This is a genomic window from Methylomonas koyamae (assembly GCF_019669905.1).
Lineage (GTDB): Bacteria > Pseudomonadota > Gammaproteobacteria > Methylococcales > Methylomonadaceae > Methylomonas > Methylomonas koyamae.
In genome coordinates this window covers 806,333-828,138 of the sequence record NZ_AP019777.1, presented here as the reverse complement: position 1 = coordinate 828,138, position 21,806 = coordinate 806,333, and the positions used below count along the sequence as shown (strand labels likewise).

The following is a 21,806-nucleotide window of genomic DNA, read 5'->3' as shown; positions in this document are numbered from 1 at the left end:
ACGCCGGCCTCCGGCCGAGCCCGAACCGGCGACAGTTTTGCCAAGGCCGATGGCCGCCCCGCCTACAGTTCGTTGACCACCGCCAACGCTTCCTGAATATTACCCACCGCGTGAATTTCCAGATTTTTGACGCCGTCCTTGGGTTTGTTGCTTTTCGGAATGATGGCTTTTTTAAAGCCGTGTTTGGCGGCTTCGTTGAGGCGGGCATGGCCATTGGCGACCGGGCGGATTTCGCCGTTCAAACCCACTTCGCCGAAAAACACCGCATCGTAAGGCACGATGCGGTCGCGCAAACTGGACACCACGCCAACCAAGATCGCCAAATCGGTGCTGGTCTCGCTGACCTTGATGCCGCCGACCACATTGGCGTAAATCTCGTCGTTGCCGGTGAAAATGCCGCCGTGGCGCGACAACACCGCCAGCAACATCGCCAAACGGTTTTGGTCCAGACCCACCGCCAGCCGGCGCGGATTGCCGTACTGGCTTTCCGTGACCAACGCCTGGATTTCCACCAATAGCGGTCGGGTGCCTTCCCATAACACCGTCACCACGCTGCCCGGCGCCGGTTTTTCCGCCCGCGACAAAAACATTGCCGACGGGTTTTTCACTTCCTTCAAGCCGCTGCTTTCCATCGCAAAAAAACCCAGCTCGCCGACGCTGCCGAAACGGTTCTTGTCGGCCCGCAGCACCCGAAACCGCGCATCGTCGGTCGAAGACAGCACCACCTGGGCGTCGACGATATGGCTCAAGGTCATCGGCCCGGCCAACGACTGGTCCTTGGTGACGTGGCCGACCATAAAGAACGATACGCCAGTGCGCTTGGCGTATTGGGTCAAATAACTGGCCGACTCCCGCACCTGCGACACCGAGCCCGGCGCCGAGTCGGAGTCCGCCGTGTACATGACCTGAATCGAATCGATGATGACAACCTGCGGCTGCTCTTCGTCCAACACCTGGCAAATCTGCTGCACCGAGGTTTCGGCCAACATCTTGATGCCGGCGCTATTGAGCTGCAACCGATGGGCGCGTTCGGCGATCTGTTGCAACGACTCCTCGCCCGACACGTACAGCACCGGCAGTTGCCGGGCGATATGGGCGACGGCTTGCAACAAAATCGTACTCTTGCCGGCGCCGGGCGCGCCGCCGATCAACACCACGCTGCCCTTGACGATGCCGCCGCCCAACACCCGGTCGAACTCGGCCAGACCGGTGGAAATCCGTTCGGCCTGAGCCAGATTGACTTCGGACAACAATTGCACCGCACTGCGGCTGCCGGCATAACCCGAACGCTCGCGCTCCGATTTGCCGCCGCCGAGTTTGACTTCCTTGATCGTATTCCAGGCTCCGCACTGGTTGCACTGGCCGGCCCAGCCGGCAAAATCGGCGCCGCACTCGGTGCAGACGAAAGCGGATTTGGTTTTTTTAGCCATTGCAATTGCCGGTCGTAACGTTAAAGGTAGGGGGCGTCAATCGGGGTAAAGCCTGGGTAGTGCGATATTTCCGGGCGTTTCCAAAACTAACGTTTTGTTCGGGACGTTACGCTAGGTTCTATTGCGCCGCAGCGCATTCAAGGTCTCGCCGGCGCCGCGATTCCGGCCGGCCGCCAAATCGGCCAAACCGCGTTCAACTTGATCCGGCAGCAACTAACGAATGCGGGCGCGTTCCAGGCGATGCTATATGCCGGGCCACCCCGGATATAACTCAATTATCGCGCGCCAAGCGAAATCCCACGTTATTGAACCGAAATGACGGAATATAGCCGTAGCGAGAGGCGGAACGGACATAGTCCGCGGTATTGATCCACGAACCGCCGCGGTAGATGCGCCGCGATAACAGGCCGGTACATTTTTCCTCTTCGCTGGAACCGTATCCGCTATCCGCACTGCAGGTCCATTCCCAGACATTTCCCAACATGTCGTAAAGCCCAAACGCGTTAGGCGAGTAACTGCCGACCGGCGCGGTAAACACGTACCCGTCCTCGCAGTTGTGCGGGATGACTTTCGAATCCGCTTTTTGCAGGCTTAGATCCGCAACGTTGGCATATTTGCAGGCGCCATCCGGGTTATCGCCCCAAAACCGGGCAGCAGCACTACCGCCCCGAGCGGCGTATTCCCACTCCGCCTCGGTAGGCAGGCGATAGTGTTTGCCGGTTTTTTGATTCAGCCATTTGATATAAGCCTCGGCGTCGTCGACGCTGACGCAAGTGGCCGGATGATCGCTATCTTGCGGGTAGCCAGGGGCCGACCAATTCCGGTTGCTGCGCATTTCGCCCTTGCCGGCTTCCATCGTCCAACATTCGTTACCCGGATTGTAGTTGGCCGCCTCGACAAACGCGGCAAACTGCGATTTGCTGATTTCGTATTTACCGATGGCAAAACCGCTAACTTTGACCTCGTGGCGCGGCTTTTCATAATCCTGCCCTTCCTGATCGGTCACCGGCGAACCCATCAGATACACGCCGCCGGGAATTGCCACCATTTCCGGACAATCGGCACAATCGCGAAAATGCTTTGCCGCCCGGTTTCGCGCCTTTCGCACCGGCGCGGGTTTCGATTTCGACGAAGCCGCCTGCCCCGTTTTGCCGGGCAACGTTTCGCTATGTCCGGAATTGATAAACAGCACAGAAAAAAGCAGCAACCAGCCCTGGCGCAAATTCATGCTCGATACTCCAAAATAAAAATATCCTGTAACCGATACGGTTAATAAAACACTCTGAACAAACGCTGTATCTGCTCGAATTCGTACAGATACGGCCGGGCCACGTCGCGGTTGGCGGCGACGACGACCAAGTCGTGGGAAAACACCGAGGTGTTGTACCAGTTGAAACTGCCTTCGATGACGATGTATTCGTCGATCACGCAATATTTGCAATGGATCGGCGAATACGGCACCGGCAAGTCGTCCTGGCCGTAGACCAGGCCGACGCGAATGCCGGCGTCTTTCAAGCGTTGAATGGCAGGCAGCAACGGCCGCGCCAGTTCTTCGGACATCGGCCGTTCGACGCCGATCTTGCCCTGCCGCGCCAAATGGCCGTTGAACAACAACTGTACGTCCACGCCGCGGTCGCGGGCCTGGATCAAGGCGGTAACGACGCTGTCGTTATGGTCGCCGAGCAGATCGCCGATCAAAAACAGGCAAAGCTTCAACGAACGGCGGGCGCGGTGGATCTCGGCCAAAATTGCATGGTGCGGCCGGTACAGCTTGCCGTTGGCCATGGTCTGGCGACCGAAGGTGTACAGCAAATTGAACGGGCTGAGCGGGTCGATGCCGTATTTCTGGATCACGCCGCCGCGCTGGCTTTGGAAGATGTTGTCCAGCAGCCGGCACACGCCCTGGGAATGAAAGCTCATGCCCGACTCCCAGTTGGCCCACCAGCGGTCGAAAGTAATGTTGAACGAACCGATGATAGCGTCCTCGTCGTTGAAGATGACGAATTTGGTGTGCATATCCGGCTCGACTTCGATCAAATGGTGCTTCGGCGTGCAAAACACGCCGACCAACTCGATGCCGGAGCGTTTCAGCCGGGCGTAGTTCTGGCTGTTGGTCAGCGTCATCTTGCGCCAATCGACGATGCATTGCACCAGCACGCCCTGGTGGCTGGCATGGATCAAATGGTTGATAAAGTCGTTGTCGTCGATGCAATCGACGCTGACCTTGATCGTACACAGCCGGTCGGGTTGCGTCCGCTTGGCGGCGATAGTTTTGTCGATATGGTCGTGGATGAAGCGCTTCGGGTGGTAAGGATGGTGCTGCTGGCCCTTGGTGAATTTCGGCGTCAGATGCAGCGACTCGAAATGGCGGTTATACCAATCCACGTCGGCCTGCAATTTGCCGGCATCGATCTCGTGGGTACGGTAATGGTTGGGCGTGGCCCATTGCTCGCTAATTTGGCGTTGCGTCGGCTGGTTATCCTGCAATTGCGGCGCATCCATGAAAATGTATTCGTGGCGCGAGGCAATCGAATGCTCGCCGATATGGACGATAAACCCGAACTTGATGCAATGGATACGGCCGAACTGGGCCGAATACGGCAGAACGTAGAAATCCCGGGTCGAACGTTTGTGCCGATCCCATTCGACATCGTAGGCGTCGGTATCGACGATGTAGGTTTCGCAGATCGAATCGCGGAATACCTTTAGTACCACCTTCAAATTGGCCGCGACGCCGTGGTGCAATTCGAAATCGATCTTGCCCCAGCGGATGTCGAAACTCTCCCTGAAATCGTTGCTGCGTTGGAAACAGCCGCCCAATTTGCCGAATACCGGCCTGGCGTAATGTTCTGCTACTTGCATGTTCGCTCGCCTAATCGCACACGTTGAAATCCATGGTTAACCTTCGAGCCGGTCACAGCGGCTCGAACTCCAGCAGATAGCCGCAATGGTCGGACACCCGGCCGTAATCCTGCTCGGTGAATAATACCCGCGCCGAGGTCGCCCGCAATCCGCTGTCTTTGTTCATAAACACGTAATCGATCCGGTAGTCGTCCGCCAACTGATCGCGCCAATGGGCATCGTCGACCCGGAAAATCTGTTGAAACAAGGCCGGGGCATTGGCCGCCAGATACTGGTCTTCGTAGCGGTGACCATCGACGACCAGGCGATAGCCTAGCGAACCGGCGGCGATATTGAAATCCCCGCACAATAAAGTCGCCGCAACCTCGCCGCCGCGCCGGCTGTCGGCCCAATCCGACAAACGTTGGAATTGTTCGGGGAAACCGTCGTCCCACCAGCTCAAATGCGCCGAAAATACGTCGATCGGGCCGATGCAAGGGACATCGATGCAGGCGGCGACCACTTTGCGGGAATGGATACTGTAGGCATCGCTGCTGTCGGAGACGTAGCGGGCTTCCTGGCGTTCGATCGGATAACGGCTCAAAATCGCCACCCCTTCCCGGTACTTATCGAAGCCCAGGTGGGACCAATCGCTGTACAGGTGGAACGGCTTTTTCAGGCGACGGTTGATGATATTGGCGGAATTGGAGGCCCAATCGCCGCGGCCGTCGTTCCAATGTTCCGCCACTTCCTGCAAACAGACCACATCGGCTTGGAGTTCGTCGACGGCTTTGGCGATTTGCCAGAATTTGCGGTCTTGGTCGTCTTCCTGGTAGCAATGCAGATTCAGGATCAGCACTTTCAGCGGCGCCCGGCTCAGCCGATAGTTGCGGCCGGCATTGTTATCCCAGAGGGTTTGCTCCCCGCTCTCGCAGCAGATGCTGTATTGCAGGCGGAACGCACCTTCGACTTTCAGATTGGCGCTCCAAAGCTGCACCGGATGCAGCCCGGCGTAACCGCCATGGGTCGCGGAGCGCTTCCCGGATTGCAGCCGGCAGCTGGTCTTGTGCACGTGGCGCCAATCGTCCAGCGTCCAATGCACAGTCACTTTCTCCGCCGCCAGTGCGGCATTGACCGCGAATTTGAGCGGAACGTTACGCTGCGCCGGACCCAAGCCTTGCATCGGATTCAATGGCACTACCGGCATGACTCCGGTCATCCGGCCGCCGCTGCCGGCCGCGCAGAAGTAGTCTAGGCAACCGTCGTTGTTATCCCAATACTCGCAGCCTTCATGTTCCAGCCGAGCAACGAAATGGATGTCGCCGGGCAATTCGGCCCTGGCCTGGCGCGGAAACGCCACCTCGGCCCGCCAATACTCGCTGCCGTCGCCGGCGCTGGCGCAATAATCGGCCAACACCCGGCGCCAGACGCCGTCTTCGCCGGCCCAATGCACCTCTACGGTCTTGCCGTAACCGAGATTGGCCACCCGGATCAAGAACTGCAAAGTCTGCGTGCTGGCAGCAGCCTTACCGCTAACGGTATTGGCGACATACAGTAACTGGATGTTATCCATGGTCCCTCCCGAGAGTTGGCCGGCGCGGCGATAGCCGGCGCCGGTTTGGCCTTGCGGCCGGCCGCCTAGGCGGCATAGGCGCGAAAATCGATGTCCGGAAAAATATCGTCCATGATTTCCAGCGCTGTCAAATAGCGCTCGTCGATCCGGTTCTTACGGATCGCATCGTGCAAATAATTGAAGCGCGCCAAATGGTCGGTGATGCGTTTGCGCGCATAATCGATCGTGGTGCCGGCCTTCATGATAAACGGCCAATCCGAAGCCTGGGCCAGCAGCAACGAACGCGCCGCTTGGTTCAGCGCCCGCCGCTGCAAGTCGCTGACCTGGAAGCCGCGCAAATCGCTCGCCAGTTTTTCCATTTCGGCGGCGGCCTTATGCAACAGCGGATAAATCCAGTCGTTGCTTTCGTTCAACCAAAATTCGGAATAGCCGTGCTCGCCCCAACTGGATGCAGCCGGCAGCGCAGGCTGGCGCGGCAACGGCAATTGCAGGTAATCGCCGCAACTGACGGTTTGCACGCCGTTGTCGGCGCCGGCCGCCAAACGCAGCACTTGCTCCAGCCACAACGGCCCTTCGAACCACCAATGGCCGAACAGCTCGGCATCGTAAGGCGCCACCACGATAGGCGGCTGCCGCATTTCCGCGGCCAAGGCGTCGATCTGCCGTTGGCGGCTGGCGATGAAATCCGCGGCGTGCTGGCGCAATTTCAACTTGGCCAATTCCGGCTGATACACCTGTTTGGGCTGCTTGCCGCCGGTAATCCGGTAATATTTGATGCCGGTGTTGATCCGGGTCTCGCCGTCGAGGATGTAGGGCGCGATGTATTCCAGCGGCAAATCGAAACCGATATCCCGGTAATATTCGCGGTAATCGCCGTCGCCGGGGTAGCCGGATTCGGCACTCCAAACTTGATGCGACGCGGCCGGATCGCGGCCGAAGGCGGCAATTCCGCCGCAATCGACCGGCGCGTATACGCCGAATTGCGGCCGACGGTCGGCGTTGAGCAGCGCGTGGCTTTCCAGAAAGAAATAATCGATCCCCTCCGCCTTCAACGTCTGCTCCAGCCCCGGATAGTAGCCGCATTCCGGCAGCCAGAAACCGTGCGGCGCAAAACCGAATTGGGCCCGAAAGCTGTCGACGCCGACGCCGATCTGATTGCGCACGGAGGCGGGGTTGACGTTCAGCAGCGGCAAGTAACCGTGGGTCGCCGCCGTGGTGATCAATTCCAGCCGGCCGCCGCTATGGTGGCGCTGAAACGCCGCGAGCAGATCGCACTGGTAGCGTTGCTGGTAGTCGTGCAAGTTGTCTTGAAACAATTGCAGATAATGCTGCGCCAGGGCGTGGAACTGCGGCAAGCGCCGGGTCCGTTCGACCTCGCGCTCGGCCAGTTCCACCCGGCCGCGCATATAGCGCAAAAACCGGTTTTGCAGCAACGGATTGCGCAACATCGCCATCAACGTCGGCGATAGCGACAAGGTTAGCCGGTACGCCACCCGGTCGTAGCGCAGACGCTCCAACATGGCCAATAGCGGCAGATAACATTCGCTGATCGCCTCGAACAGCCAGTTTTCTTCGAAAAAACTGTCGTGCTCGGGATGGTGCACGTACGGCAGGTGCGCGTGCAAAACGATGGCAAGATAGCCGTTATTCATGCTCGGAGCAGGCCAAAACAGCCGAACCGGCGGACGAACCGGCCAGGGAAGGCAAGGAACCGGCCCCGGCCGGCATCACAAATTGGGCGATGGCAGGCGGTAGCCACTCGCCGGCCGCGTCAGCAACTTCGGCCACGGCGGCCGGATTGGAATAAGCCAAAGCGGTAAACTCCTTATACTGGTCCAGATGGCCGATGGCCGCCTGGTAATAACCGGCGGCAGTCGCCAGTTGCTCGGGTAACGCGATTCGCTGCTGGCTGCTCTGGCCGCTGACCGGCAGGTCGAACCACGCCGGCCGGGTTTCGGCCTGATCCTTTCCGCTGTCGGCGGCTTCCGCTTGCCGGTAAATCCGCAGGGTCAAGCCCGGCTCGGCCGCCGCGGGCGATTCGGTGGGCTCATCGGCCGGCACCAACCGCGGCGGTTCGGGCAATTGCCAATAGGCGTGCAAGCGGCGCGGGTCGACCGGCAACAGCACCAGACTGGGTGCACCCGGCGCCCGCGCATCGGCCCGCGGCGCGAATTCTCGGCTGATTTGCTGGCTGATGTTGAACAACTCCTGCGGCGAAAATCCGGAGGTGGCCGCTCTGCCGCCGGCCCTGAACCGGCGCGGGGCGAAACCGCGGCTGATCTCCAGGCTGATATCCCGCATCTCCTCGGCAGAAAGCTGCAGGCGAGACTCAGAAGTTGACCGGGAAGAAGCCATTGGCGATGTTAAAGATACGTTTAGCGGAAATTTGGGCGCGGACCGCGGGCGCGCGCTGGTGCGGCCCTTCGCAAAGCCGCCCTAATAAGACTCTAACCGTTGTCGAATATTTACGCAAGGCGTAGGCCTGCACCTACGATTTGCAGTAAAATCAAGGCATCCAAGTTTTTCGGCAAAGGGCATGCGCAAACCATACAGTTTAAAGTCAGGGAGTCCCTATCCGCATGGCGCCAAAGCCAGCGAAAACGGCGTGAATTTTTCCATCTCTAGCCGGCATGCCACTCACGTCGAATTACTGTTGTTCTCCAGCAACGAGAGTCCGGAACCGTTTCAAGTCATTGCCCTGCGCAAAGACAAGCACCACACTTTTTTTTCCTGGCACGTATTCGTCGAGGGCTTGCCGACCGGCACTTGGTACGCCTGGCGCATCGACGGCCCGAGCAATACCCGCGAAACCGGTTTGCGCTTCGACAAGGACAAACTGCTGCTGGACCCGTGGGCGCGGGCGGTCAGCGACAAGCTCTGGCAACGCGCCGCCGCCTGCCTGCCCGGCGACAACAGCACCCATGCGATGCGTGCGGTGGTAGTCGACGACCGCTACGACTGGGAAGGCGATACGCCGCTGGCGATCCGCAGCGAAAAAGCCATCATTTACGAATTGCACGTCGGCGGCTTTACCCGCCATCCGTCGGCCAAGGTCAAACATCCCGGCACCTTTGCCGGCCTGATCGAAAAAGTCCCTTACTTGTCCAAGCTGGGCATCACCCACGTCGAGTTACTGCCGGTCATGGCGTTCGACGAACAGGACGTACCGCCGCACACCTCCGATCTGGGCCTGAAAAACTACTGGGGTTACAGCACCCACAGTTTTTTCAGCCCGCATCCGGGTTATTGCGTGACGCCGGAACAAGGTACCCATCTCCGCGAATTCCGCGACCTGGTCAAAGCGCTGCATAAGGCCGGCATCGGCGTGATCATGGACGTCGTGTTCAACCACACCTCCGAAGCCGGCGCCGACGGCCCGGTCATCAATTTCAAGGGCATTACCGGCAACAGCTTCTACCTGACCGACAAACACGACAAGCGCATCTTTCACGACTACACTGGCTGCGGCAACACCGTCAACGCCAACCATCCGCTGGTCAGCAACTTCATTATCAGTTGCCTGGAATATTGGGTCAGGGAAATGCACGTCGACGGGTTTCGTTTCGATCTGGCCAGCGCGCTGGCCCGCGGCGAAGACGGCAGCGTGTTGCAGGACCCGCCGCTGGTCTGGGGTATCGAGTTATCGGAGCAATTGGCCAGAACCAAATTGATCGCCGAAGCCTGGGACGCCTCCGGCCTGTACCAGGTCGGCAATTTCCCCGGCTACCGCTGGGGCGAATGGAACGGCCGCTACCGCGACGTGATCCGCCGCTTCGTGCGCGGCGACTCCGGCATCATCAGCGAGGTCGCCACCCGCATCTGCGGCAGTAGCGACTTGTACCAACACCAGCACCGGTTGCCGATCAGCGGTATTAACTTCGTCACCTGCCACGACGGCTTTACGCTGAACGACCTGTTCAGCTACAACGAAAAGCATAATGCCGCCAACGGCGAAAACAATCGCGACGGCTGTAACAACAATCTCAGCAGCAACTGCGGAATGGAAGGCCCAACCCGGGACCCGGCCATCCAGGCCTTGCGCCGCAAACGCGTCAAAAACGCCTTTGCCATACTGCTGCTGAGCCACGGCGTGCCGATGTTACTGGCCGGCGACGAAATCCTGCACACCCAACAAGGCAACAACAACTGTTATTGCCAGGACAACGAGCTAAGCTGGTTGAATTGGGAAAAAGCCAAGGAAAACGCCGACGTGCTGCACTTCGTGCAGCAGATGATCCGTTTGCGCAAACGCCACACGTCGTTGATGCGGCGGCGATTTTTGACCGGAGAAATCTTGGAGGAACGCAACATGCCGGATATCGTCTGGCATGGCTTGCAAGTCGAGCAGCCGCCGCGCTGGGACGATCCGGAGACGCGGATACTGGCTTTCACGTTGACTGCGCTGGCCAAGGAAGAGGCCGATCTGCACGTGATTCTGAACATGTCGGACCAACGCCACGCGATGGCATTGCCGCCAATCCCGGAACGGGTCTGGCGCTTGGCGGTCGATACCGCGCAGAAACCGGGGCAGGACATTATCGATCCGGCCGAGCAGAAACCGGTGGCGGAAAACCGTTACGCGGTCGAACCGCATTCGGTGGTGGTATTCGAGAACGCGAAACAGGAACTGGCCGGCGGCGATAGCCTGTCCAAACTTTCCGCGCATTTTTTCAGCAAATTCACCGGCCTCAAACTCGCCGACAGCGCGGTCTGAGGTTCAGTCGAACACGTCGCCCCAGTCCGGAGGCGGCGGCAGCTCGGTTTCGGCGCCCGCAGCCGCTGCGGCGTTGCCGGCCGCCGGCTCGGCGGCCGATGGTGCGGCCGCGTTTGCCGACGAATGGGCAGCAGCCAACGCACCGTTCAGATAGCTGTCCAACAAATCGCACAGATTCCGGTAACAGCCGGCCAGCGGCTGCCGGCCGAGCAATTGTTCGACGAACTGGTACAGGAACTGCTTTTCGGCCAGCATCAACACGTCGGCGACGCTATGTGCTGCTTCCTCGCCGAAACGGTATTTTTCGATCAGGGCCAACTGCAGCCTATCGCCGCGCCGCTCCTGCCTATCCTTGATTTCGGCCAGCAATTCCTCGATTTCGGCCTGCCGCCGTTTCTTTTCCCGGCCGCGGGCCAATAGCAGCACGGCCAACGCGATCAAGCTGACAGCCAGCGTATTGGCCAAAATCAGGATGATCCAGGTTGAATTCATCGCCGCTCCATTTCCGTCAGGTCGGCGCGTAGCGCCCGTTCGGCGTCGACAAATATCTGCATCATCTTTTTACTGCTGTTTTCCAGTTCCAACGCGGTTTGGTTGCCGCTGAACACGCGGGTATATTCGGCCGACATTTCGTCTATGGTTTTCATCGCGGTATCGAGTTGGCGCACCAGTTGCTGGTTGACCCGTTCCAGGCCGGCCTGCTTTTGCGCCAGGTCTTCGTTTTCATGGCTGACGGGCGGTTGCTGGCCGTGGCCGGCATTGGTGACCAGATTTTGGTAAGGTTCGGCCAATTGCTCGATGCGCTGTTCTATCCCTTGCAACAAAGCCATTTCCCGCTTCAGAAACAGCCGGATGATATCCTGCAGCAAAGCCCGCTCCGAGGCGCTGACTTGCTGCAACACGCTTTCGATTTCCGCTTCGCTCAAACTGCAATTTTCGCCGATGAATTGCTGCAGGCGTTCGCCCTTTTCGAAGGAGTGGTCCTCCAGATCGTTGATAAAGCGGTCGATTTCGGCTATTTCCTTGCCTTTTCGGTTGCGGGAAAAACAAAACAGCGCAATTGCCAGCAACGTCAAAACCGCCAAGGCTTCCGCCGCCAATATCACCATTACCGAATCGAACGAATTCATGACAATCTCTCCAACAAGCGTTGATGCTGTTCCGCCTCGGATTTTTTCAGATAACGGTGGATAAAAAAGCCGCCCACCCCAAATAACAGGTTAATTGCCAACAAAATTCCGCCGACCAGCCACCAATTGGTCGGTTCAGCCGGCGTATGCGGTTGCTCCGGCGGCGCATGCGCTGCCGGCGGAGATTCCGCAGATGGGTGTTCCGCCGCCGGCTCATGGCCGCTCTCGGCTGCAGCCGCCGCGACCGCATCATGCTGCACATGCTCCCCATGCTCGGCGGCATGCACAGCGGCGCCGGCCGGCGGCTCGGCGGGTTGGAACCAGCTATCGTCTATGGTTAGCGGTTTGACGGCCGGTGCCAACGGTTTGCCATTACGGTCCTTGGCCATCACGTTAAAGCCCACCTTGGTGATCGCCGCTGGCGGCAATTCGGCCAACTCCAATTGCCAAATTCCGTCTTTTTCAGTAGCCACATGCGTTTCCGGCGGCTTGCCGTCGCGGCTGACCTGAGCATTGACCACCATTCCGGCCGGATCCACCACCGCCAGATCCGGCTTCAACAGCAGCCGCACCCGGCGCTGCGCGGCATCGATCTCGCGCGCCACGCTAATCGGCGCGGCCACCACCTGAATCTCGCTGATGATTTCGCGTTTGAAGGTTTTGCCGTCGGCGAGTATTTTCAGGCTGTGCTTGCCGAGTGCCAACCCGTTCAGGCTTTGTTGAAAAAAACCGGGTTTCCCGGCTGGCGCCATTTTCAGCGGCGCCTGTTGGTCCAAACCGACTTCCAAGCTCAACATGCCGAGGAAATCGGCACGGGTGATCAACCGGTCGCGGTCGGTAAAGTGCGCCTCGATCGCCACCGCCTCTTGTTCGCCGACGAAATTCGGAATTTCGCTGAGTTGCAGTTTCAAGTCGGTGACTATCATGACTTGGTTGTCCGGATCCACCTCGGCCAACAAACCCCACTCGCCCACCGCCGGTTGCCTGACGGTAATCAGATCGTAATTCCGGCTTTCCAGCCACGACACGTTGGCCGCCATGGTCTGCTTGGCCAGTTTATTGCCGTCCGGCATGACCAGTTGGGTCGGCGCCGCATGCGCGGTTTTGAAGACCAGGATCGAAAACTCCCGGACGCCGGCATCGACGTCGAATTTGTTGTTGCGTAACGGTAGCGTGGTTTTCGGCGCCGCTTTCTGCGCCATTTTCAAAAACGAGCGCTGCAAGCTGTCGGCCGACTGCGCCACTTCGGCCCACCCGCCGGTCTCGAATGCCAGCTTTTCCAGCAGTTCCTTGTCGGCCTGGTCGGACAGGGCAACGGTCTGCACCTGGATGTCTTGCTGTTGCAGCTTAGGAATCCACTCGCTGAGAATGCGCTCGCGCGAATCGGCGCTTTGCATGATGTCCTTGGAAATGTCGACGAAGCCGTCGGTCAATAGGATCAGGTGTTTGCGGCCGGAGCCTTTGAAGCCTTGGCTGAGCGCGGTGCGGATCGCATCTTCGATGTGGGTGTAGAGCCCGCGGGAATGTATGTTGGCCAACGCTTTACCGGCTTGTTGTTTCCAGGCCGCATCGACTTTATCGCTGGCGATCAGCGGCACCGTCTTTTCGGCAAACAACCACAAACCGGTGCGGCTACCCTCCGGCAACAATTCGACCAGCAAGCGGCCGGCTTCGATCCGCAGATTATCCGGATCGTTTTGTTTCATGCTGCCGGAGACGTCTATCAACACCTGGATATCGTCCCCACCCGCCAGCGCCGCGGGCTGAGCCCGGACAGAAAACCCCTCCGGGCCGAAAGTGCACAATACGGCCAATATCAGCATTCTAAACATAACTGCGTCCGCAAGAGTTTAGGTAATGGCTAGCAAATATAGTCCAAAGGGCTGACTAATTTACGATTTTTAATTCAGGCCGCTCCCAGTGTTACGCTTTATAATGTTTTTATTTCAACCATAGGAGAACTTATGTCTATCAAACGAATGGTCGATCTGGATCTGGCGGGCAAACGCGTCCTGATCCGCCAGGATTTAAACGTACCGGTCAAAGACGGTAAAGTCACCAGCGACTTGCGCATCCAGGCCAGCGTTCCGACCGTCGAAGCGGCTTTGGCCGGCGGCGCCGCGGTGATTTTGATGTCGCACCTGGGCCGTCCGACCGAAGGCGAATACGACGAAGCCTCCAGCTTGCAACCCGTTGCCGAACGTTTTTCCCAATTGCTGGGCCAACCGGTGCGTCTGGTCAAAGATTGGCTGGACGGCGTCGACGTCAAGCGCGGCGAAGTCGTGCTGTGCGAGAACGTGCGCTTCAATAAAGGCGAAAAGAAAAACAGCGCCGAGCTCGGCCAAAAAATGGCCGCGCTGTGCGACATCTTCGTGATGGACGCCTTCGGCACCGCTCACCGCGCCGAAGCCTCAACCCATGCCGTTGCCGAGCATGCTGCCGTCGCTTGCGCCGGCCCGCTGTTGGCGGCCGAACTGGATGCACTGGGCAAAGCCCTGGAAACGCCGGCCCGCCCGTTGGTCGCGATCGTCGGCGGTTCCAAGGTTTCGACCAAATTGACCGTGCTGGAATCCTTGTCGACCAAAGTCGACCAACTGATCGTCGGCGGCGGCATCGCCAACACCTTCATTGCGGCCGCCGGTTACAACGTCGGCAAATCGCTATATGAAGCGGATTTAATTCCGGAAGCCAAACGTTTGATCGCTTCCGCGAAAGAACGCGGCGCCGACATCCCGGTGCCGGTCGATGTGGTCTGTGCCAAAGAATTCTCCGAAAGCGCTGCGGCTACCGTGAAAAACGTCGCCGACGTCGAAGCCGACGACTTGATCCTGGACATCGGACCGGAAACCGCCAAACAATACGCGGAAATCCTGAAAACCGCCGGCACCATCGTCTGGAACGGCCCGGTCGGCGTGTTCGAAATCGACCAGTTCGGCGAAGGCACCAAATCCCTGTCGCTGGCGATTGCGGAAAGCCCGGCGTTCTCGATTGCCGGCGGCGGCGACACGCTGGCGGCTATCGACAAATACGGCATCGCCGATAAAGTGTCTTACACCTCTACCGGCGGCGGCGCCTTCCTGGAATTCCTGGAAGGCAAGGAACTGCCCGCAGTTGCGGTATTGAAAGCGCGCAGCTAATCGATAGCCGCGCATGCGGCCGGCTGGTGGCAGCCGGCCGCAACGGCCTTACAAACCGGCCACGGCTTTATCCTTATCTTCCTGATAGTCGCGGTAGTTGATCGAAATTTTCAGGCCGGCGAAACGGCCGGACATTTTCACCATTTCTGCCGTGTCTTTATCGAACATCAGCCTGACCTCGCTCAACGCCCGGTCCTCGTAACCTTCTTCGATCTCCTTCGCTTCCAGGCGAAAGTGGTACAGGTAAACTTCCTGTTTCTCTTCTTGGGTAATCTCCAACGGCTCGCCCAACTGCTTGACCACCTGAGACTTCTTCGGCAGCAATGCGGCGATTTTTTCCAATTGGTCGGCCTTGGCCTTCAACTGCTTTTTCTCTTCGTTGATTTCGGCACCGCCCAAAGAACGGAACGACGCTTCCAGAAACTCCGGCGGCGCGATTTGCAGGAACAGATTGGAAAAGGTCCAGTCGGTGACCTTATCTTCCTTATTGAAAGCCAGATCCAGGTAGAAACTGACTTCCGGCGCCACCTGCTTGCCATCCTTATCGATTTTCCGGAACCAATAGCGCCAGCGTTTGCCGTCGGCAGTCTGCTCTTCGCTGCTGGCATGCAGTTTGGCCAGCGAGACGAAGTCTTCGCTGAATAACTTGGGTTTCTTGAAATGCACGGTGAAGTCGTCTTTCGACACCACCGAGAAATAGCGGTCGAACTCGTCCATCTGTAAATAAGTTTGATAGGCGTGCAACCAATGCAGGCAGCCGGTCATCGTGCTGAGCAGCGTAAAAGCCAGCAACCAGCGCAAAATTCGGGTAAATGTTTTCATAGCCTCCTCAATGCCGGGTCGGCGGGTTAGTCTCGGTTTCTGCCGCCGGATTGGCCAGCAAATTTTCTACGTCGATTTTATCAAAACGGTACTGGGCGCCGCAGAACTGGCAATCGACTTCGATGTCGTCGCGCTCCTGCAAAATCGCGTGCAATTCGGACCGTCCCAAGGCGGCTAAAGTGCCGGCGATTTTTTGCCGCGAGCAATTGCATTTGAATTCCACGATCTCCGCCTCGAAAATTCTGACCTTTTCTTGATGAAACAGGCGGTACAGCAGTTCTTCGCAATCCAACGCGAACATTTCCTCGGCAGTAACGGTAGCCGCCAACATTTCCAGGCGTTCCCAGTCGGCCGGGTCTTTTTGCTCGCCCGGCAATTCCTGAAGCAACAGCCCGGCTGCGGTGTCGCGGTCGGCGAACAACCACAAACGGGTGTTCAGTTGTTCCGATTGCTTGAAGTACACTTCCAACACTTCGGCCAGCGTATCGGCTTCGACACCGACGATGCCTTGGTAAGGTTCGGCGTTTTCGGATTCGACGGTCAGCACCAAGCGGCCGCCTTCTCCGATCATTTCGCGCAGATTGGTGCCGCCGACGCTGTCCGCGCTCCGTACCAGGCCGCGTATTTTGCGGTCGCTGCTGGCTTGGGCAACCACAGCCTTAAGCTCGCCGCCGCCCTGGATTTGCATAATCATTGCACCTTTGAATTTAATAGTCGCCGCCAGCAATACCGCGGCCGCCAACGCCTGGCCCATTTGCGCGTCGACCGCATCGTCCACTATCCGCTGGTGCTGTTTGGCTGCGGCCAGGCTGGTCCGCAGTCTAACCCATTCGCCGCGCACGCCATGCTCCTCAAAGATAAAGCGGCGTAAGCAATCTTGTTGTTTCATGATTTCGTTAACCGGTTAAGAAAGGTCGGCGATTATAATCCCCCACTGTCCGATCATTCGACCCGAGGGAAGCAGTTATGTCTTTTCTACTCAAAAAAACCGCGATGCCCACGGCGGAACAAGCCCTGCCGGGCCGCTCCACGCCTATCGCCAGCGGCTCGCTACATGCTGTCAGCGGCCATTGTTACCATCCGCCGTTTCCGGAACATTTACAGCAAGCCGTGTTCGGCATGGGCTGCTTTTGGGGAGCGGAACGCAAGTTCTGGCAGCAGGCCGGAGTTTATGCCACCGCAGTCGGCTATGCCGGCGGTTATACGCCCAATCCGACTTATCAGGAAGTCTGCAGCGGCCTGACCGGCCACGCCGAGGTAGTACTGGTCGTATTCGATCCGCACACCGTCAGCTACCCTGCGCTGTTGGCCGTGTTTTGGGAATCGCACAATCCGACCCAAGGCATGCGCCAGGGCAACGACGTCGGCACCCAGTACCGTTCAGCCATTTACTGCTACGGCGAACCGCAACTTGCCGCCGCCAACGCCAGCCTGGCTGCATACCAGGCGGCATTGGCCGGCGCCGGCCTGCCGCCGATCACGACCGAAATCCGCGACGCGCCGCCGTTTTACTATGCCGAACTGGAACACCAGCAATATCTGGCGAAAAACCCGGACGGTTATTGCGGCCTCGGCGGACTGGGGATTTGTTACCCGCGCTGAATAAAACGGTGCCGAATGCTAAGGCGTTATAAGTCTTGGCATTATCGTTTCCAGGCCTTCCAAGCAGAGTTTTTCCGGTTGACTTTTAGGAAAAAATCCTTCAATTTACGCGCCTGGTGTGGCTCTACCTCTGCGTTCGGCGCTTACCGAACGACCTAAACAGGTCAGTCATCCAAACAGAGCTTTAATACTAATATTAGTCTTAACAACACAAAACCGTATTCTGTCTCATCCGCAGATTACCAGGAGGAAACATATGAAGAAGCCTGTATACAACTGGCTGCTTGCTTCGGCTGTAGCGACGATTCTTGCTGCACCAACCGTATCTACCGCGAACGAAGACGTTGAGAAATTAACTCAAAACCCCGCCAACTGGGCAACTTGGGGTGGCGACTACGCTGGTACCCGTTACAGCAAATTGTCACAAATCAACACTCAGAACGTTAAAAACCTGCAACCTGCCTGGTCTTTCTCAACCGGTGTATTGCGCGGTCACGAAGGCGGTCCTCTGGTTGTTAACGGCGTAATGTTTATTCACACTCCGTTCCCAAACACTGTTTACGCTATCGACCAAACCACCAAAGCGGTGATCTGGGAATTCACCCCGACCATGGACGCCGACGTAACCATTCCGGTTATGTGCTGCGACACGGTTAACCGCGGCTTGGCTTACGGCGACGGCAAAATCTTCCTGCAACAATCGGACACCGTTCTGACCGCACTGGATGCCAAAACCGGCAAACGCGTATGGAGCGTGCAAAACGGCGACCCGAAACTGGGTATGACCAACACCAACGCACCTATCGTGGTTAAAGATAAAGTCATCACCGGTATTTCCGGCGGCGAATTCGGCGTTCGCGGCTTCCTGGCTGCCTACGACATCAAAACCGGCCAATTGGCATGGAAAGGTTACAGCATGGGTCCGGACAAGGACACTCTGATCAAACCGGGCAAATCCACCACTTGGCAAGATGGCAAAGTCACCCCGCTGGGAGCTGATTCCGGCTTGGCGACCTGGAAAGGCGACCAATGGAAAATCGGCGGCGGCACCACTTGGGGCTGGTACTCTTACGATCCTAAATTGAATCTGGTCTATTACGGTTCAGGCAACCCATCCACCTGGAACCCTGTACAACGTCCGGGCGACAACAAATGGTCCATGTCTTTGTGGGCGCGTGACGCCGACACCGGTGAAGTCAAATGGGTTTACCAAATGACGCCACACGACGAGTGGGACTACGACGGTATCAACGAAACCGTTTTGGTTGATCAAGAAGTCAAAGGCAAAATGCATAAAACCATCGTGCACTTTGACCGTAACGGTGTAGGTTACACTCTGGATCGCGAAACCGGCGAACTGTTGGTGGCTGAGAAATTCGATAAATCCGTCAACTGGCTGACCCACGTCGACATGAAAACCGGTCGCCCACAAGTCGTGCCTGAGTTCTCAACTGAGCACAACGGCGAAGACGTTAACACCGTAGGTACTTGCCCTGCGGCGTTGGGTGCCAAAAACATGGCTCCTGTGTCTTACTCTCCACAAACAGGCTTGTTCTATATCTCCGGCAACCACTTGTGCATGGAGTACGAACCGTTTGAAGTTAGCTACACTGCGGGTCAACCGTACGTAGGCGCTACCCTGTCAATGATGCCAGCAGGCGCTGACGTACTGACCGGCAAAAAAGACGATAGCACCAACTTGGGTCAATTCACCGCATTTGACGCAAAAACCGGCAAAATCGTTTGGTCAAACAAAGAACAATTCTCTGTTTGGTCAGGTTCTGTTGCTACCGCCGGCGGCGTCGTATTCTACGGCACGCTGGAAGGCTACCTGAAAGCGGTTGATGCCAAAACCGGTAAAGAATTGTACAAATTCAAAACCCCATCCGGCATCATCGGCAACGTCAACACCTGGGAATTCAACGGCAAACAATACGTCGGCGTTCTGTCAGGTATCGGCGGCTGGGCCGGTATCGGTATCGCTGCCGGCCTGGACGACGGCTCGTCCTCAACCAACTCGGAAGGTCTGGGTGCGGTTGGTGCGTACAGAAGCTTGGGTTCTTATACCAAATTGGGTGGTACACTGACCGTGTTCGCTCTGCCTAACTAAGATCCGACTTTTCGGACCTCAGTAAAGCAAGCCTTGGCCGAGCAATCGGCCAAGGCTTTTTTATGCCAAGAAAACCAGTACAGGAATTTTCATGAAAGCCAATTCGACCCTCGCTACCTGGGCCTTATATCTCGCCTTGGTCGCCCCCATGGCCAACAGCCAAGCCCAGGATAAGTTCAAAGTCTGTGCGGACCCGGTAAATCCGCCCTATTCCACCAAGGAGCTCACCGGCTACGAGAATAAAATCGCCGCACTGTTTGCCGACCAATTGGGCCAGGAACTGGAATATACCTGGTTGCCGGACCGCATCGGCTTCATCCGCAATACTTTGAAAGCGGAAAACGACAATGGCGAAGGCTTCAAGTGCGACGTGGTGATGGGCGTACCGGCCGGCTTCGAATTGACCGAAACCACCAAACCCTATCTGCATTCGACCTACGTCTTATTGATTGCAAAAGGCCGCGGCTGGGACGATATCAAAGAGCCTAACCAACTAGCGCAATTGCCTGAGCAACGGCAGCAGAAACTGAAAATCGCCATGTTCGACCGCGGCCCCGGTACCGACTGGCTGCAACAGAACGGGCTATTGGATTACGGCGTCCCTTACCAAAGCATGACCGGCGACAGCGAGCATAATGTCGCGATGCAGATCGAGAAAGAACTGCGCGCAGGGAAAATCGACATGGTGATTTTATGGGGCCCGATGGCGGCTTACGTACAAAACCAGAGCGCCAAGAACGGCTATATTGCAATGCCGATGCAATCCTCAGCGGGAACCCGCTTCGATTTCTCGATTGCGATGGGAATCCGCCAAGGCGACAATCAGCGCAAGCAACAGCTTAACGACTTGATCGACAAGAATCAGGCAAAAATCCAGGCGATCATTGCCGACTACAAAATTCCGTCGCTACCTATTCCGGAAAAACCGGCGAAGAAAGACGACGACGATTGACTGCGGGATTCGGCCGCGTCAGCGGCCGAACAACCTGACTAAGTGGGCAAAATGTCCGGCTTTATCGTCGGACAATTGCGACCAATCGAAGCGCCAGCGCCAATTACCCTCGGTGGTCCCCGGCGTATTCATCCGATCCGGCGAACCTAGCTTCAAAATATCCTGCATCGGAATCACCGCCAGATTGGCTACCGATCCCATAGCGGCATGGATCAGCGCGCTCGGCATCGGCAGGCTGGACCAGCCCAGGTAGTCGTAAATGCGCTGCTTTTCGCCGTCGTTGAGCCCGTCGAACCAGCCTAACGTAGTATCGTTGTCGTGGGTACCGGTATACACCACGCAATTCTTATGGTAATTGCACGGCAAATAGGGGTTGCGGCTGTCGTCGCCGAAGGCAAATTGCAAAATCTTCATGCCGGGCAAACTGAAATCGTCGCGCAAGGCTTCGACTTCCGCAGTGATGATGCCCAGATCTTCCGCAACCAACGATAGCGAGCCGAAATGGCGTTGAATTTCGGCCAATAACTCGGCCCCGGGCGCCACGACCCAGCGGCCATTGATCGCGGTATCTTCGTTAGCCGGAATTTCCCATGCCGCCTCGAGTCCGCGGAAATGGTCGATTCTGAGCACATCGAACATCTCGTATTGCGATTCGATCCGCTCCAGCCACCACTTGAAACCGGTTTTCCGCAAATACTCCCAGTCGTAATGCGGATTACCCCAGCGCTGGCCGAACTCGGAAAAATAATCCGGCGGCACGCCGGCCACCACTTCCATCTCGCCGGCCGCGTTCAGCTTGAACACGTCCCGGTTGGCCCAAACGTCGGCACTGTCGTAGGAAACGAAAATCGGAATGTCGCCGAACATCAGCACGCCGTGGCGGGCGGCATAATCCTTCAATTCATGCCATTGCTTGAAGAACACGTATTGTTCGAATTTGATCGAATCGATTACCGCTTTCAATAATTGCCGGGATTCGCTCAACGCTTTCGGTTCGCGTTGCCGCAATGCTTCCGGCCATTCGTTCCAGCATTTGTGGCCGAATACGTTACGCAATGCAATAAACAGCGCGAAATCGTCGAGCCAGCCGGCCTTTTCCCGGCAAAACCGCTGAAAATCCAGCTGCTGCTCGGCATCGGCCAGATTCTGGAAGCCGTAGAACGCCTTTGTTACCAGACAACTCTTGGTAAATTCGGCATTGGTATGGCAATCGCCGCAACGGTCGGTAGCCTGCAGCCACCCCTTCTCAGTCAGCCATTCCAGATTGATCAATGCCGGATTGCCGGCATGGGCCGACAAACACTGGTAAGGCGAGCCGTCGCCGTGCGGCATGCCGAGCGGCAAGGTCTGCCAAACCGTCACCCCGGTGTCGTGCAAGAAATTGACAAAATGAAACGCTTCCCTTCCCAAATCGCCACACTCTCCGCGCCCCGGCAAGGATGTAATGTGTAGCAAAACGCCCGCGCGGCGTTTATCCAAGAGAGCACCCATGAAC

The 21,806-nt window shown here is 57.6% G+C and carries 17 protein-coding genes; 5 read left to right on the top strand and 12 right to left on the bottom strand.

What is annotated here, in order from left to right; all coding sequences use genetic code 11:
* Positions 1-62: 62 nt before the first annotated feature.
* The 6 genes from radA to MKFW12EY_RS03975 form a co-directional block, all read right to left on the bottom strand.
* The gene (gene radA, locus MKFW12EY_RS04000) at positions 63-1,430 is read right to left on the bottom strand and encodes a DNA repair protein RadA (RefSeq protein ID WP_221054046.1); all 1,368 of its coding nucleotides are present in this window, start codon (positions 1,428-1,430) and stop codon (positions 63-65) included.
* A 271-nt stretch (positions 1,431-1,701) separates the two neighbouring features.
* Positions 1,702-2,658, bottom strand: coding sequence for a formylglycine-generating enzyme family protein (locus MKFW12EY_RS03995; RefSeq protein ID WP_221054045.1), 957 nt, complete (start codon positions 2,656-2,658; stop codon positions 1,702-1,704).
* A 41-nt stretch (positions 2,659-2,699) separates the two neighbouring features.
* Complete coding sequence (locus MKFW12EY_RS03990) at positions 2,700-4,292, bottom strand: phospholipase D-like domain-containing protein (RefSeq protein ID WP_064020579.1); 1,593 nt, start codon at positions 4,290-4,292, stop codon at positions 2,700-2,702.
* Between the two features lie 52 nt (positions 4,293-4,344).
* Positions 4,345-5,844, bottom strand: coding sequence for an endonuclease/exonuclease/phosphatase family protein (locus tag MKFW12EY_RS03985; protein WP_221054044.1), 1,500 nt, complete (start codon positions 5,842-5,844; stop codon positions 4,345-4,347).
* Positions 5,845-5,909: 65 nt separating this feature from the next.
* The gene (locus MKFW12EY_RS03980) at positions 5,910-7,496 is read right to left on the bottom strand and encodes a glycoside hydrolase family 57 protein (RefSeq protein WP_221054043.1); all 1,587 of its coding nucleotides are present in this window, start codon (positions 7,494-7,496) and stop codon (positions 5,910-5,912) included.
* On the bottom strand, positions 7,489-8,145 hold the full coding sequence (locus MKFW12EY_RS03975) for a DUF4912 domain-containing protein (RefSeq protein ID WP_221054042.1): 657 nt from the start codon (positions 8,143-8,145) through the stop codon (positions 7,489-7,491). Before MKFW12EY_RS03975 ends, MKFW12EY_RS03980 begins: the two co-directional genes overlap by 8 nt.
* A 235-nt stretch (positions 8,146-8,380) precedes the next feature.
* Between MKFW12EY_RS03975 and glgX the strand changes: the two genes are divergently transcribed.
* Positions 8,381-10,558 carry a glycogen debranching protein GlgX gene (gene glgX, locus MKFW12EY_RS03970; protein WP_221054041.1) on the top strand — a complete coding sequence of 726 codons (2,178 nt, stop codon included), beginning with the start codon at positions 8,381-8,383 and terminating at the stop codon, positions 10,556-10,558.
* Between the two features lie 3 nt (positions 10,559-10,561).
* Here the strand turns inward: glgX and MKFW12EY_RS03965 are convergent, their stop codons facing one another.
* Genes MKFW12EY_RS03965 through MKFW12EY_RS03955 form a run of 3 tightly spaced genes read right to left on the bottom strand, consistent with a single transcriptional unit; the run spans position 10,562 to position 13,520 of the window.
* Positions 10,562-11,050 carry a hypothetical protein gene (locus MKFW12EY_RS03965; RefSeq protein WP_221054040.1) on the bottom strand — a complete coding sequence of 163 codons (489 nt, stop codon included), beginning with the start codon at positions 11,048-11,050 and terminating at the stop codon, positions 10,562-10,564.
* Positions 11,047-11,688, bottom strand: coding sequence for a hypothetical protein (locus tag MKFW12EY_RS03960; protein ID WP_064020573.1), 642 nt, complete (start codon positions 11,686-11,688; stop codon positions 11,047-11,049). The genes MKFW12EY_RS03965 and MKFW12EY_RS03960 overlap by 4 nt, the downstream gene beginning before the upstream one ends.
* Positions 11,685-13,520: a VWA domain-containing protein gene (locus tag MKFW12EY_RS03955; RefSeq protein ID WP_221054039.1), complete on the bottom strand. Its 1,836-nt coding sequence runs from the start codon at positions 13,518-13,520 to the stop codon at positions 11,685-11,687. The genes MKFW12EY_RS03960 and MKFW12EY_RS03955 overlap by 4 nt, the downstream gene beginning before the upstream one ends.
* 132 nt (positions 13,521-13,652) lie before the next feature.
* On the opposite strand from MKFW12EY_RS03955, the gene MKFW12EY_RS03950 reads away from it, so the two are divergent.
* Positions 13,653-14,825: a phosphoglycerate kinase gene (locus MKFW12EY_RS03950; protein WP_221054038.1), complete on the top strand. Its 1,173-nt coding sequence runs from the start codon at positions 13,653-13,655 to the stop codon at positions 14,823-14,825.
* A gap of 48 nt (positions 14,826-14,873) precedes the next feature.
* Here the strand turns inward: MKFW12EY_RS03950 and MKFW12EY_RS03945 are convergent, their stop codons facing one another.
* Positions 14,874-15,647, bottom strand: a complete 774-nt coding sequence (locus tag MKFW12EY_RS03945) for a hypothetical protein (RefSeq protein ID WP_054761616.1) — start codon at positions 15,645-15,647, stop codon at positions 14,874-14,876.
* 7 nt (positions 15,648-15,654) lie between these two features.
* A complete protein-coding gene (hslO, locus tag MKFW12EY_RS03940) occupies positions 15,655-16,536 on the bottom strand; it encodes an Hsp33 family molecular chaperone HslO (RefSeq protein WP_221054037.1) in 882 nt (293 codons plus the stop codon).
* A 77-nt stretch (positions 16,537-16,613) separates the two neighbouring features.
* Between hslO and msrA the strand changes: the two genes are divergently transcribed.
* From msrA to MKFW12EY_RS03925, 3 genes are all read left to right on the top strand, one after another.
* Positions 16,614-17,249, top strand: coding sequence for a peptide-methionine (S)-S-oxide reductase MsrA (gene msrA, locus MKFW12EY_RS03935; RefSeq protein ID WP_221054036.1), 636 nt, complete (start codon positions 16,614-16,616; stop codon positions 17,247-17,249).
* A gap of 256 nt (positions 17,250-17,505) precedes the next feature.
* Positions 17,506-19,359 carry a methanol/ethanol family PQQ-dependent dehydrogenase gene (locus MKFW12EY_RS03930; RefSeq protein WP_221054565.1) on the top strand — a complete coding sequence of 618 codons (1,854 nt, stop codon included), beginning with the start codon at positions 17,506-17,508 and terminating at the stop codon, positions 19,357-19,359.
* Positions 19,360-19,450: 91 nt separating this feature from the next.
* On the top strand, positions 19,451-20,311 hold the full coding sequence (locus tag MKFW12EY_RS03925; protein ID WP_054761615.1) for a quinoprotein dehydrogenase-associated putative ABC transporter substrate-binding protein: 861 nt from the start codon (positions 19,451-19,453) through the stop codon (positions 20,309-20,311).
* Positions 20,312-20,329: 18 nt separating this feature from the next.
* On the opposite strand, the gene malQ is transcribed toward MKFW12EY_RS03925, so the two are convergent.
* Complete coding sequence (malQ, locus tag MKFW12EY_RS03920) at positions 20,330-21,802, bottom strand: 4-alpha-glucanotransferase (RefSeq protein WP_064020566.1); 1,473 nt, start codon at positions 21,800-21,802, stop codon at positions 20,330-20,332.
* Positions 21,803-21,806 lie beyond the last annotated feature (4 nt).

Coding starts and splice junctions, on each gene's coding strand:
- radA (WP_221054046.1), bottom strand. CDS start 1,430: ATGGCTAAAAAAACCAAATCCGCTTTCGTCTGCACCGAGTGCGGCGCC.
- MKFW12EY_RS03995 (WP_221054045.1), bottom strand. CDS start 2,658: ATGAATTTGCGCCAGGGCTGGTTGCTGCTTTTTTCTGTGCTGTTTATC.
- MKFW12EY_RS03990 (WP_064020579.1), bottom strand. CDS start 4,292: ATGCAAGTAGCAGAACATTACGCCAGGCCGGTATTCGGCAAATTGGGC.
- MKFW12EY_RS03985 (WP_221054044.1), bottom strand. CDS start 5,844: ATGGATAACATCCAGTTACTGTATGTCGCCAATACCGTTAGCGGTAAG.
- MKFW12EY_RS03980 (WP_221054043.1), bottom strand. CDS start 7,496: ATGAATAACGGCTATCTTGCCATCGTTTTGCACGCGCACCTGCCGTAC.
- MKFW12EY_RS03975 (WP_221054042.1), bottom strand. CDS start 8,145: ATGCGGGATATCAGCCTGGAGATCAGCCGCGGTTTCGCCCCGCGCCGG.
- glgX (WP_221054041.1), top strand. CDS start 8,381: ATGCGCAAACCATACAGTTTAAAGTCAGGGAGTCCCTATCCGCATGGC.
- MKFW12EY_RS03965 (WP_221054040.1), bottom strand. CDS start 11,050: ATGAATTCAACCTGGATCATCCTGATTTTGGCCAATACGCTGGCTGTC.
- MKFW12EY_RS03960 (WP_064020573.1), bottom strand. CDS start 11,688: ATGAATTCGTTCGATTCGGTAATGGTGATATTGGCGGCGGAAGCCTTG.
- MKFW12EY_RS03955 (WP_221054039.1), bottom strand. CDS start 13,520: ATGTTTAGAATGCTGATATTGGCCGTATTGTGCACTTTCGGCCCGGAG.
- MKFW12EY_RS03950 (WP_221054038.1), top strand. CDS start 13,653: ATGTCTATCAAACGAATGGTCGATCTGGATCTGGCGGGCAAACGCGTC.
- MKFW12EY_RS03945 (WP_054761616.1), bottom strand. CDS start 15,647: ATGAAAACATTTACCCGAATTTTGCGCTGGTTGCTGGCTTTTACGCTG.
- hslO (WP_221054037.1), bottom strand. CDS start 16,536: ATGAAACAACAAGATTGCTTACGCCGCTTTATCTTTGAGGAGCATGGC.
- msrA (WP_221054036.1), top strand. CDS start 16,614: ATGTCTTTTCTACTCAAAAAAACCGCGATGCCCACGGCGGAACAAGCC.
- MKFW12EY_RS03930 (WP_221054565.1), top strand. CDS start 17,506: ATGAAGAAGCCTGTATACAACTGGCTGCTTGCTTCGGCTGTAGCGACG.
- MKFW12EY_RS03925 (WP_054761615.1), top strand. CDS start 19,451: ATGAAAGCCAATTCGACCCTCGCTACCTGGGCCTTATATCTCGCCTTG.
- malQ (WP_064020566.1), bottom strand. CDS start 21,802: ATGGGTGCTCTCTTGGATAAACGCCGCGCGGGCGTTTTGCTACACATT.